This window comes from Caulobacter sp. KR2-114 (genome assembly GCF_049446115.1).
Classification (GTDB): domain Bacteria; phylum Pseudomonadota; class Alphaproteobacteria; order Caulobacterales; family Caulobacteraceae; genus Acaudatibacter.
Genome location: NZ_JBMSEC010000010.1, coordinates 77,619 through 89,694, shown reverse-complemented (window position 1 = coordinate 89,694; position 12,076 = coordinate 77,619). Strand labels below are relative to the sequence as shown.

Sequence of the window (12,076 nt, the reverse complement as noted above, 5' to 3'; positions counted from 1 at the left end):
AAACGCCATCGGCCGCTTCAGGCGCGTCCTGCCGAGGCGAACCAACCTCGACCACCTCGACCCAAGGCTCATCCTGCAAGCCGCAGCAGCCGCCAACCACATCCCCCGACAGTGCCTGGACTTCCGCACCCCCGCTGAGGTCTTCTCTCAGCAGGTGTTGCACTTCGAACGAGAATCCACCTCCCGGCCTTCGCCGGGATGAGCGGTGAGGGTGGGTAGGCGAGAACCCGTTCGTGTGGTTCGTGGGGTTCGTGGTTCAAGAATCAAACCACCCCTCGTCGCGCAGCAGCGGCAGGAAGCTGCGGCTCACCGGGGCCTTGGCGCGGTCCTTCAGGGTCAGGGTGGCGCGGCCGTCGGCGCGTTCGGCTTCGACCACCGCCGCCTTGGCCACCCACCACGAGCGGTGCGTCTGGGCGCCCTCAATGCCCTCGAGTTCGGCCAGGGCGTCGGACAGGCGCATCAGGATCAGGTCCTGGCCCAGCGAGGTGTGCAGGCGCAGGTAGTGGTCTTCCGCCTCGACCGCCCAAAGCTCGGCGCCCTTCAGCCTGTCCGGCAGGCGCGACAGGAACTTCGCCGCCGGCGCGCCGGCCGGGGCGGCGTGTGTGGCGACGGGCGGGCGGCGGCGGATCAGAAAGGCGAGGGCGGTGATGGCCGTGGTGGTGATCAGGGTGGTGGGGAACACCTCGGTGATGTGGGCCAGGCGAAACCGGTGGTGGGTCACCAGGCTGTCGGCCAGCGCAGTGATCAGGCTCATCGGGACGGCCGTGCCCAGGGCTATCGGCAGCATCACCAGATACCAGCGGCGGCGGAACCAGGATTCCGGGATGGCGAAGCGGGCCACCGTCACCCCCACCGAGGCGCCGACCACCATCATCGCCAGCCAGTAAAGCAGCCGCGGCAGGATCTGCAGCGCGCTGGTGCCGAAGGCCCCCGCGGAGGTCAGCACCACGCCGATGATGCAGCAGGCGCCGGCCACCTGCAGCCAGACCCCGAGCACCCGCCCGCGGGCCCACGGCGTATCGGGCGCGGCCGGTGTGGACGGGGGGGAGGACTGGGCCAAGGAACGCTCTTCCGCTGGGTCGGCCTGGTATCTAGGGCGCCGTCGCCGCGCGGGCCAGCGTCGGGACGATCGACGCCGGCGGTCGAACCGCGTCGGCCGCTCACCGGTTCCTGTGGCGGGCGCGGATCGTCGCGGCCCTTGCATCGCGCCGCCCTTCAGCCATGTTCCGCGAGTTGAAGGAGACGCCCCGCCGGGGTGACTCGCACTCAGGGCCGACGATGGAAGACTTTGTGTTTCACGATCCGACGGGGCGCCGTGCGCGGCGCGCCAACTTCGGGGTCGGGATTCTCGTCTCCCTGCTGGCGCTGATCGTCGCCGCCTTCTTCGCCACCCTGGCCTTCGCCCCGCGCCTGCCCAGCCTGGAGCTGAAGGACCCGCGCGTGCTGCAGGCCCTGCACGTCGAGAACGCGCATCGCGCCACCGGCCAGCCGGCCTGGCGCAAGGTGCCAAAGCGGCCGAAGGCCCCGGCCACCGGCGGGCCGCTGCGGCCGCTGTCGGTCGGCTTCTACGTCTCGTGGGACGAGAACTCGCGGGTGTCCCTGGCCCGGCACATCGATCAGCTGGACGTGGTCTCGCCGCAGTGGATCGGACTGAACGGCTCGTCCGGCCTGGTGACGGTGACCTCCGACCCGCAGGCCGACGCCCTGATCGCGCGGGCCAAGACCCCGCCGCCGATCCTGCCGATGGTGCACAACGCCCACGACGGCCTGTCGGACGGCCCGGTGGCCACGGCCCTGCTGAACAACCCGGCGGCGCGCACCGCGCTGGTGGCGAACCTCGTCACCCTGGCCAAGACCAAGGGCTACGCCGGCTACGTGTTCGACCTGGAGAACATGACCTACGCCTCGCTGGTCCACTATCCGGAGCTGCTGAAGGAGGCCCGCGACGCCCTCAAGCCGCTCGGACGGGAAGTGTGGGTGTCCGTGCCGGTGGGCGACACCACCTGGGACCTGAAGAAATTCCAGGCCGTCACCGACACCGTGGTGCTGATGGCCTACGACGAGCACTGGGCCAACGGCGAGCCGGGGCCGGCCGCCTCGCAGGACTGGTTCGAGGGGGTGATGAAGCGCACCCTCGGCCAGCTTGATCCGGCGCGGACCATCGTGGCGCTGGGCGACTACGGCTACGACTGGACGCTGAAGGACGACAAGGGGCCGGCCAAGGCCGACACGGTGCTGTTCTACGACGCCACCCAGGCGGCGCACGATTCCGGCGCCTCGGTGATCCTCGACGAGAACGCGCTCAACCCGACCTATGCCTACCAGGACGACGACGGGCGCAAGCACATCGTCTGGTTCCTGGACGCCAGCTCGACCTTCAACCAGATCAAGGTCGCCGACGACTATAGGCCAAGGGGCTACGCTCTATGGCGGATGGGCGCCGAGGACCCGGCGGTGTGGAAGTTCTTCCGCCAGCCCTACGGCAGCATCCAGCCCGCGGGCCTGGAGAAGGTCGATCCCTCGACCACGGTCGACTTCGACGGCACCGGCGAGGTGCTGCACGTCTCGTCGACCCCCACGGGCGGCGCCCGCACCATCGAGATCGACCCCGACACCGGCCTGATCTCGGGCGAGGCCTATACGGTGATGCCCACCAGCTACGTGATCCAGCGCTATGGCGCGCACCCGGGCTGGCTGGCGCTCACCTTTGACGACGGCCCCGACGGGCGCTGGACGCCGAAGATCCTCGACATCCTCAAGCAGAAGAACGTCAAGGCGACCTTCTTCGTCATCGGCCAGAACATGCAGGCTTCGCCCGGCCTGGTGCGGCGCGAGGTGCGCGAGGGGCACATGGTGGGCAGCCACACCTGGACCCACCCCAACATCGGCGAGACGCCGCTGGCGCAGACGGACCTGGAGCTCAACACCACCCAGCGGCTGTTCGAGGTGCTGACCGGCAAGTCGATGCGCTTCTTCCGCCCGCCGTTCTTCGGGGACGCGGAGCCTTCGACGCCCAACGAAGTGGCGCCGCTGCTGATCGCCCAGAAGCTGGGCTACTATTCGGTCGGCCTGCGCATCGACCCCGACGACTGGCAGAAGCCCGACGCCAACCTGATCATCGAACGCACCATCGAGCGGGCGGCCGACACCTCGATCCACGGCGGCCAGGTGATCCTGCTGCACGACGCCGGTGGCGACCGCAGCCACACCGTCGAGGCCCTGCCCGGCCTGATCGACCAGCTGCGGGCCAAGGGCTATCAGTTCGTCACCGTCGACCAGCTGGCCGGCATGACCCGCGCGCAGGCGCTGCCGCCGACGTCGCGCAGCTCGGTGGAGCTGCTGCTGGACCGGCTGGGTTTCGGCATCTTCCGCTACATCAACATGGGCCTGCAGGGTCTGTTCGTGGTGGCCATCGTCCTGGGCCTGGCGCGGCTGGCGTTCATGGCGGTGCTGGCGCTCTGGCACCGGGCGCACGCGCCCGGCCGCGAGCCGAAGATGCTCGACCCCGAGACCGGGCCGCTGGTGAGCGTGCTGATCCCCTGCTTCAACGAGGAAAAGGTGATCGTCGCCTCGGTGGCGCGGATCCTGGCCTCGGACTGGAAGCACATCGAGGTGCTGGTGCTGGACGACGGCTCGTCCGACGGCACCAGCCGCGTGGTGGCCGAGGCCTATGCCGACGAGCCGCGCGTGCGGCTGATGACCTTCGAGAACGGCGGCAAGGCGCGGGCGCTGAACCGCGGGCTGCGGGAGATTCACGGCGAGATCGTCGTGGCCCTGGACGCCGACACCCTGTTCGCGCCCGAGACCATCGGCCGTCTGGCGCGCTGGTTCGTCGACCCCAAGGTCGGCGCTGTGGCCGGCAACGCCATCGTCGGCAACCGGCTGAACATCGTCACCCGCTGGCAGGCGCTGGAATACATCACCGCCCAGAACCTGGAGCGGCGAGCGCTGGCGGCCCTGGGCGCGGTGACCGTGGTGCCCGGCGCGGTCGGCGCCTGGCGGCGCCAGACGCTGGAAGACCTGGGCGGCTATCCCGCCGACACCCTGGCCGAGGATCAGGACCTGACCCTGGCCTGCCAGCGCGCCGGCTGGCGGGTGGAGTTCGACAGCGAGGCGCGCGCCTACACCGAGGCGCCGGACACCGTCTCCGGCCTGCTGAAGCAGCGCTTCCGCTGGTCGTTCGGCACCCTGCAGTGCCTGTGGAAGCATCGCGAGGGCCTGTTCAATCCCAAGCATCCGGTGCTCGGCTTCGTGGCCTTGCCGCAGATCTGGCTGTTCCAGATCTTCCTGACCGTGGCCGCGCCCCTGGTGGACCTGGCCATCGTCTCCAGCCTGATCTGGGCCATCTATGGCCGCGCCTACCATCCGGTGGAGTGGTCGCCGGACGACTTCTTCCGCTCGGTGTTCTACTGGGCCGCCTTCATCTTCCTGGACCTGTCGGCCGGCGCGCTCGGCATGGCCCTGGAGCGGCGCGCGCCCTGGAAGGACCTGGTCTGGCTGCCGGTGCAGCGCTTCGGCTATCGCCAGCTGATGTACTATGTGGTGGTCAAGTCGGTGGTCAGCGCCATCCGCGGCTATCGCGTCGGCTGGGGCAAGCTTGAACGCCGCGCGACGGTGGCGATGGGCGCCCAGTAGCCGGCGCCTCCGCAGGCCTGAATCCCTCACCCTCCCAGGGGGGGAGGGCTCAGCTGTCTGCCGCCAATCCCGCCCCTTCCGACCTGGAAACCCGCGTTCCGCCGGTTCTTGCCGGAAAGCGCTGCAGCGGGGCGGGTCCCGTCGGGTGAGCGGTTGCCCGTGGCGCATCGCCTGCTATGAAGGCCGCGACCTAACCCGCGCCCCAGCGAACGGACCCTTCATGAACATCCACGAACACCAGGCCAAGGCCGTCCTCGCCGAGTACGGCGTCCCCGTTCCGCGCGGCTACCCGGCGTTCAGCGTCGACGAGGCGGTCGCGGCGGCGGAGAAGCTGGGCGGACCGGTCTGGGTGGTGAAGGCCCAGATACACGCCGGCGGGCGCGGCAAGGGCGGCGGCGTCAAGGTGTGCAAGTCGATCGACGAGGTCCGGGCCGAGGCCACCCGCATGCTGGGCATGACCCTGGTCACGCACCAGACGGGGCCCAAGGGCAAGCTGGTGCAGCGCCTGTACATCGAGGAAGGGGCCTCGATCGCCAAGGAGCTGTACCTGTCGCTGCTGGTGGACCGCGAGACCAGCCGCGTGGCCGTGGTCGCCTCCACCGAGGGCGGCATGGACATCGAGGAGGTGGCCCATTCGACGCCGGAGAAGATCCACACCTTCTCCATCGATCCGGCGACCGGCCCCTGGCCGCACCACGCCCTTGCGCTCAGCAAGGCGCTCAACCTGACCGGCGAGGCCGCCAAGCAGGCGCGCACCCTGCTGCCCGCGCTCTACAACGCCTTCGTCGACAAGGACATGGCGCTGCTGGAGGTGAACCCGCTGATCATCACCGGCGACGGGGCGCTCAAGCTGCTCGACGCCAAGGTGTCGTTCGACGACAACGCCCTCTATCGCCACAAGGACGTGCAGGCGCTGCGCGACGAGAGCGAGGAGGACGCCAAGGAGATCGAGGCGTCCAAGCACGAGCTGTCGTACATCGCCCTGGACGGCGAGATCGGCTGCATGGTCAACGGCGCGGGCCTGGCCATGGCCACCATGGACATCATCAAGCTGTACGGCGCCGAGCCGGCCAACTTCCTCGACGTCGGCGGCGGCGCCTCCAAGGAAAAGGTCACCGCGGCCTTCAAGATCATCACCGCCGACCCGAACGTGAAGGGCATCCTGGTCAACATCTTCGGCGGCATCATGCGCTGCGACATCATCGCCGAGGGCGTGGTCGCGGCGGTCAAGGAGGTGGGCCTGAAGGTGCCGCTGGTGGTGCGCCTGGAAGGCACCAACGTCGAGCTGGGCAAGAAGATCATCAATGAAAGCGGCCTCGACGTGATCGCCGCCAACGACCTGGCGGACGGCGCCGAGAAGATCGTCCGCGCGGTGAAGGGCTAGTGACCATGACCACCGCATCCCTCAGGCGCGCCGTCGCCCTGGCGCTGGCCGCCAGCCCCCTCGTCGCGGGCCCGGCCTTCGCCGGCGCGGCCGAGGACGCCTTCGCCAGCTTCCGCGACTTCTGCGGCGTTCCGCAGGGCGACTACCAGGCGGCGCTCGACAAGGCCGACGCCGGCGGCTGGAAGCACATCGACTTCACGTCCGACACGATGAACGGGGTGAAGATCACCGACAAGGCGTCGCGCAACAAGGTCGCCGGCGCCGAGGCCATGGCGCTGTCGGTGACCCGCGGCACCGCCGGCAAGCCGGGCGACGTGGTCAACGTCACCACCTGCACGGTCACCGCCAAGGCCGACTTCTCGGCCGTGGCCAAGCTGACCGGCGAGTGGCTGGCGCTGGCCCCGCATGACAGCTCCGCCAGCAAGGTCGGCTTCCGCTACACGCCGAACGGCGCGAGCGCCACGGCGGTGGCGGACAGCGCCTACCAGGCCGCGGCCGCGGCCAACGGCTACGTGATGTTGTCGATCGCCGACAAGGGCAACGGCCTGGCGATGATCGACATGGTGAAGCTCAAGAAATAGCGGCGCGCCGCTTCCCCCACTCCAGGGCCCCGGTCCGCCGGTCCGCCCGCAACCGACCGCAAGCGAGACGAATGTCCATCCTCATCGGCAAAGAAACCCGCGTGATCTGCCAGGGCGTGACCGGCGCCCAGGGCACGTTCCACACCGAGCAGGCCATCGCCTATGGCACCCGCATGGTCGGCGGCACCTCGCCCGGCAAGGGCGGGACCACGCACCTGGGCCTGCCGGTCTACGACACCGTCGCCGAGGCCGTGGCCGCCGGGCCGGTTGACGCCTCGGCGATCTACGTGCCGCCGCCGTTCGCCGCCGACGCCATCCTGGAGGCGATCGACGCCGAGATCCCGCTGATCACCTGCATCACCGAGGGCATCCCGGTGGAGGACATGATCAAGGTGAAGCGCGCCCTGTCGGGCTCGAAGTCGCGGCTGATCGGCCCGAACTGCCCCGGCGTGCTGACGCCGGACGAGTGCAAGATCGGCATCATGCCGGGCAACATCTTCCGCAAGGGTTCGGTGGGCGTGGTCTCGCGCTCGGGCACCCTGACCTATGAGGCCGTGTTCCAGACCTCGCAGGTGGGCCTGGGCCAGACCACCGCGGTCGGCATCGGCGGCGACCCGGTGAAGGGCACCGAGTTCATCGACGTGCTGGAGATGTTCCTGGCCGACCCGGCCACCCAGTCGATCATCATGATCGGCGAGATCGGCGGCTCGGCCGAGGAAGACGCAGCCGAATTCATCAAGTCTTCAAAGGTGAAGAAGCCTATGGTCGGCTTCATTGCCGGCCGTACGGCGCCTCCGGGCCGCCGCATGGGCCACGCCGGGGCGATCATCTCCGGCGGCAAGGGTGGGGCCGAGGACAAGATCGCCGCCATGGAATCCGCGGGCATCCGCGTGTCTCCGTCGCCGGCGGCCCTGGGTCACACCCTGATGGAGGTGCTGAAAGGCGCCTGAACACGTTACGGGGCGAAACCGGGTGTGACCTGATCAGGCCCAGAATCGCCCAAGTTTGTTGATGCAAGGCCGCGCCTCTTGATCGGGGCGCGGCTTCGGCCTGGACTCAGGTGCAGGCGTACATATCTAGCGGGCGGCGCCCGGACCCTCTGATCTTCCCCGGGCCCGGCGCCCTAAAGGCAGGAAGACAATGGCGGACGACGCGGGCCGGCTGAACGACGTTCTGGCCGAGACCTCATTCCTTTACGGCGGCAATGCCGCCTTCGTCGAAGATCTCTACGGCCGCTGGGCCAAGGACCCGAACTCGGTGGAGCCGAGCTGGCGGGCCTTCTTCGCCCAGCTGTCGGAAGGCTCTGACGCCATCCGCAAGGCCAGCACGCCGCCGGCCTGGGCCCCGCCGCCCGTGGCCACGGGTCCGCGCCCGGACTGGCTGTCGGCCATCGACGGCCTTTGGCCGGCCATGGACGCCAAGCTGGAGGCCAAGATCCAGGTCGCCCAGCCGGCGGCCAGCCCTGACGAAGTGCGCGCCCGCACCCTGGATTCCCTGCGCGCGATCATGATGATCCGCGCCTACCGCATGCGCGGCCACCTGAAGGCCAACCTCGACCCGCTGGGCATCGCCGTCACCGCCGGCGACGCCACCGAGCTCGACCCCGCCACCTACGGCTTCGCCGAGAGCGACTACGACCGGCCGATCTTCCTCGACTTCGTGCTGGGGCTGGAGACGGCCACTGTGCGCGAGATCCTGGCGATCCTGCGCCGCACCTACTGCGGCAACGTCGGCGTGCAGTACATGCACATCTCCGACCCGGCCGAGAAGGCCTGGCTGCAGCAGCGCATCGAGGGCCGCGACAAGGAGATCACCTTCACCAAGGAGGGCAAGGTCGCCATCCTGAAGAAGCTGATCGAGACCGAGGGCTTCGAGAAGTTCCTGCACAAGCGCTTCCCCGGCACCAAGCGCTTCGGCCTGGACGGCGGCGAGTCGATGGTCCCGGCGCTGGAGCAGATCATCAAGCGCGGCGGCGCGCTGGGCGTGAAGGACATCATCGTCGGCATGCCGCACCGCGGACGCCTGAACGTGCTGGCCGCGGTGATGCACAAGCCCTACCGCGCCATCTTCCACGAGTTCCAGGGCGGCTCGTCCACCCCGTCGGACATCGAGGGCTCGGGCGACGTGAAGTACCACTTGGGCGCCTCGTCGGACCGCGCGTTCGACGGCAACGAGGTGCACCTGTCTCTGACCGCCAACCCCAGCCACCTGGAGATCGTCAACCCGGTGGTGCTGGGCAAGGCGCGCGCCAAGCAGGCCTTCGCCCTGCGTGAGAACCCGCGTGCGGGCCGTGGCCACGTGCTGCCGCTGCTGCTGCACGGCGACGCCGCCTTCGCCGGCCAGGGCGTGATCGCCGAATGCTTCAACCTGATGGGCGTGAAGGGCTATCGCACCGGCGGCTGCGTGCACTTCATCGTCAACAACCAGATCGGCTTCACCACCAGCCCGCGCTACAGCCGCACCAGCCCCTATCCGTCGGACACGGCGCTGATGGTCGAGGCGCCGATCTTCCACGCCAACGGCGACGACCCCGAGGCGGTGACCTTCGCCGCCAAGGTGGCCACGGAGTACCGCCAGCAGTTCGGCAAGGACGTGGTCATCGACATGTTCTGCTACCGCCGGTTCGGTCACAACGAGGGCGACGACCCGACGATGACCCAGCCGCTGATGTACCAGAAGATCAAGAACCACCCCTCGACCTGCGAGCTCTATGCGCAGCGGCTGATCGCCGAGGGCGTGATCACCGAAGACGAGTTCAAGACCCTGACGAGCGAGTTCGACAGCTTCCTCGATCAGGAATTTGAGGCCGGCAAGAGCTTCAAGGCCGACAAGGCCGACTGGCTGGACGGCAAGTGGGCGGGCCTGACGCCGGAGCACGAGGAGCGCCGCGGCGACACCGCCGTGAAGCTGCAGAAGCTTCGCGACCTGGGCCTGAAGTTCACCACGCTTCCCGAGCGGCTCGACGTGCACAAGACCGTCAGGCGGGTGATCGAGAACCGCCGCCAGGCCATCGAGTCCGGCGAGAACATCGACTGGGGCACCGGCGAGCACCTGGCCTTCGCCAGCCTGCTGGACCAGGGCTATCCGGTGCGCCTGTCTGGCCAGGACAGCGTGCGCGGCACCTTCGTGCAGCGCCACTGCGACCTGATCGACCAGACCACCGAGGAGCACTACACCCCGCTGCAGCACCTGGCCCCCGGCCAGGCGCACTTCGAGGTGCTGGATTCCGCCTTGTCGGAAGAGGCGGTGCTTGGCTTCGAGTACGGCTTCTCGCTGACCGACCCGAAGACGCTCACCCTATGGGAAGGCCAGTTCGGCGACTTCGCCAACGGCGCCCAGGTGGTGGTCGACCAGTTCATCTCGTCGGGCGAGCGCAAGTGGCTGCGGATGAGCGGCCTCGTCATGCTGCTGCCGCACGGCTACGAGGGCCAGGGGCCGGAGCACTCCTCCGCCCGGCTCGAGCGCTACCTGCAGCTCTGCGCCGAGGACAACATCCAGGTTGCCAACTGCACGACGCCGGCGAACTATTTCCACATCCTGCGCCGCCAGCTGCTGCGCGAATACCGCAAGCCGCTGGTGCTGATGACGCCCAAGAGCCTGCTGCGGCACAAGAAGGCGGTGTCGAAGCTGACCGACTTCGCGGAGGGCTCGTCCTTCCACCGGGTGCTGCACGACGACGCCGAGCGCCACCAGCACACCGAGATCGTGCTGAAGCCCGACGAGCAGATCCGCCGCGTCGTGCTGTGCTCGGGCAAGGTCTACTACGACCTGCTGGACGAGCGCGAAAAGCGCGGCATCGACGATGTCTATCTGATGCGGCTCGAGCAGTTCTATCCCTGGCCGGTCAAGTCCCTCACAACCGAGCTCTCCCGGTTCAAGACCGCCGAGCTGGTGTGGTGTCAGGAAGAGCCCAAGAACATGGGCGGATGGACCTTCGTGGACCCGTGGCTGGAACTGACCCTGGCGAAGATGAACATCACGGCCAAGCGCGCGCGCTACGTCGGCCGCCCGGCTTCGGCGTCCACCGCCGCCGGTCTGATGAGCCGTCACATGAAGGAGCTACAAACCTTCCTGGCTCAGGCCTTCGCCTGATCGGGCGCGCCTGAAACCGACAATCGCCTGCCAACTCTTCGCTTAAGAGGGGAATTGAGGGTAATAAGCGCCCGCGTTCCCCGCCTGACCAAGACCTCAAGGAGCCCTGTTTCCAAATGACCGACATCATGACCCCCGCGCTCGGTGAATCCGTCACCGAAGCGACGGTGGCGCGCTGGACCAAGAAGGCGGGCGATCCCGTCGCGAAGGACGAGCTGCTGGTCGAACTGGAGACCGACAAGGTGAGCCTGGAGGTCGTCGCGCCCGAGGACGGCGTGCTGACCGAGATCGTCGCCGAGGAAGGCGCGACCATCGAGCCGGGCACGGTGCTGGGCCGCATCGGCGGCGCCGGCGCGGCCGCGGCCAAGCCCGCCGCCAAGGCGGAGGCGGCGCCAGCCCCGGCCCCCGCGCCTGCGCCCAAGGCGGCCGAACCCGCGCCGCCGCCCAAGCCGGCCCCGGCGCCGGCGCCCGCGCCGGCCGCCGCGGCTGCCCCGCCCGCCCAGCTGGCGCCCTCCGTGCAGCGCATCGTCGCCGAGAACAACCTGAACCCGGCCGCGATCGCCGGCAGCGGCAAGGACGGCCGGATCACCAAGGGCGACGCCCTGGCCGCGCTGGAAGCCCGCGCCGCCGCCCCGGCGCCGGCCGCGACCCCCGCGGCGCCGGCCGCCGCGCGCGAGGTGCACGACCGCGAAGAGCGGGTCCGCATGACCCGCCTGCGTCAGACCATCGCCCGGCGCCTGAAGGAAGCCCAGTCCAACGCCGCCATGCTGACCACCTTCAACGAGGTCGACATGGGCGCGGTGATGGCGCTGCGCAATCAGTACAAGGACGTCTTCGAGAAGCGTCACGGCGTGAAGCTCGGCTTCATGAGCTTCTTCGTGAAGGCCTGCATCGCGGCGCTGAAGGACGTGCCGGCGGTGAACGCCGAGATCGACGGCCAGGACCTGATCTACAAGAACCATTACGACATCGGCGTGGCGGTCGGCACCGAGCGCGGTCTGGTCGTGCCCGTGGTGCGAGACGCGGACGCCATGGGTCTGGCGGGCATCGAGAAGGCCATCGGCGACCTGGGCAAGAAGGCGCGCGACGGCGAGCTGGCGCTGGAGGACCTGCAGGGCGGGACCTTCACCATCTCCAACGGCGGGGTCTATGGCTCGCTGATGTCGACGCCGATCCTCAACGCGCCGCAGTCGGGCATCCTGGGCATGCACAAGATCCAGGATCGGCCGATGGCCGTGAACGGACAGGTGGTGATCCGGCCGATGATGTACCTGGCGCTCAGCTACGACCACCGGGTGGTCGACGGCCAGGGCGCCGTGACCTTCCTGGTCAAGGTCAAGGAGCACATCGAGGATCCGCAGCGCCTGCTGCTGGACATCTGAGG

The 12,076-nt window shown here is 69.0% G+C and carries 7 protein-coding genes; 6 read left to right on the top strand and 1 reads right to left on the bottom strand.

Annotation, left to right across the window (positions count from 1 at the left end):
• Nucleotides 1–256: 256 nt before the first annotated feature.
• A complete protein-coding gene (locus tag ACO2Q3_RS26160) occupies nucleotides 257–1,060 on the bottom strand; it encodes a LytTR family DNA-binding domain-containing protein (RefSeq protein WP_423312122.1) in 804 nt (267 codons plus the stop codon).
• A 218-nt stretch (nucleotides 1,061–1,278) separates the two neighbouring features.
• Here ACO2Q3_RS26160 and ACO2Q3_RS26155 point away from each other — a divergent pair, with 218 nt between their 5' ends.
• The 6 genes from ACO2Q3_RS26155 (at nucleotide 1,279) to odhB (ending at nucleotide 12,074) form a co-directional block, all read left to right on the top strand.
• The gene (locus ACO2Q3_RS26155) at nucleotides 1,279–4,635 is read left to right on the top strand and encodes a glycosyltransferase (RefSeq protein ID WP_423312120.1); all 3,357 of its coding nucleotides are present in this window, start codon (nucleotides 1,279–1,281) and stop codon (nucleotides 4,633–4,635) included.
• A gap of 220 nt (nucleotides 4,636–4,855) precedes the next feature.
• A complete protein-coding gene (gene sucC / locus ACO2Q3_RS26150; protein ID WP_423312119.1) occupies nucleotides 4,856–6,019 on the top strand; it encodes an ADP-forming succinate--CoA ligase subunit beta in 1,164 nt (387 codons plus the stop codon).
• Between the two features lie 5 nt (nucleotides 6,020–6,024).
• Nucleotides 6,025–6,600: a hypothetical protein gene (locus tag ACO2Q3_RS26145; RefSeq protein ID WP_423312117.1), complete on the top strand. Its 576-nt coding sequence runs from the start codon at nucleotides 6,025–6,027 to the stop codon at nucleotides 6,598–6,600.
• A gap of 71 nt (nucleotides 6,601–6,671) precedes the next feature.
• Nucleotides 6,672–7,550: a succinate--CoA ligase subunit alpha gene (sucD, locus tag ACO2Q3_RS26140; protein ID WP_423312116.1), complete on the top strand. Its 879-nt coding sequence runs from the start codon at nucleotides 6,672–6,674 to the stop codon at nucleotides 7,548–7,550.
• A gap of 190 nt (nucleotides 7,551–7,740) precedes the next feature.
• On the top strand, nucleotides 7,741–10,692 hold the full coding sequence (locus ACO2Q3_RS26135; RefSeq protein WP_423312115.1) for a 2-oxoglutarate dehydrogenase E1 component: 2,952 nt from the start codon (nucleotides 7,741–7,743) through the stop codon (nucleotides 10,690–10,692).
• A 116-nt stretch (nucleotides 10,693–10,808) separates the two neighbouring features.
• Nucleotides 10,809–12,074: a 2-oxoglutarate dehydrogenase complex dihydrolipoyllysine-residue succinyltransferase gene (gene odhB, locus ACO2Q3_RS26130; RefSeq protein ID WP_423312113.1), complete on the top strand. Its 1,266-nt coding sequence runs from the start codon at nucleotides 10,809–10,811 to the stop codon at nucleotides 12,072–12,074.
• The last annotated feature ends 2 nt before the right edge of the window (nucleotides 12,075–12,076 follow it).

Bases quoted from the DNA above. Each gene is read 5' to 3' on its own strand.
- ACO2Q3_RS26155 (WP_423312120.1), top strand. From the start codon at position 1,279: ATGGAAGACTTTGTGTTTCACGATCCGACGGGGCGCCGTGCGCGGCGC.
- sucC (WP_423312119.1), top strand. From the start codon at position 4,856: ATGAACATCCACGAACACCAGGCCAAGGCCGTCCTCGCCGAGTACGGC.
- ACO2Q3_RS26145 (WP_423312117.1), top strand. From the start codon at position 6,025: ATGACCACCGCATCCCTCAGGCGCGCCGTCGCCCTGGCGCTGGCCGCC.
- sucD (WP_423312116.1), top strand. From the start codon at position 6,672: ATGTCCATCCTCATCGGCAAAGAAACCCGCGTGATCTGCCAGGGCGTG.
- ACO2Q3_RS26135 (WP_423312115.1), top strand. From the start codon at position 7,741: ATGGCGGACGACGCGGGCCGGCTGAACGACGTTCTGGCCGAGACCTCA.
- odhB (WP_423312113.1), top strand. From the start codon at position 10,809: ATGACCGACATCATGACCCCCGCGCTCGGTGAATCCGTCACCGAAGCG.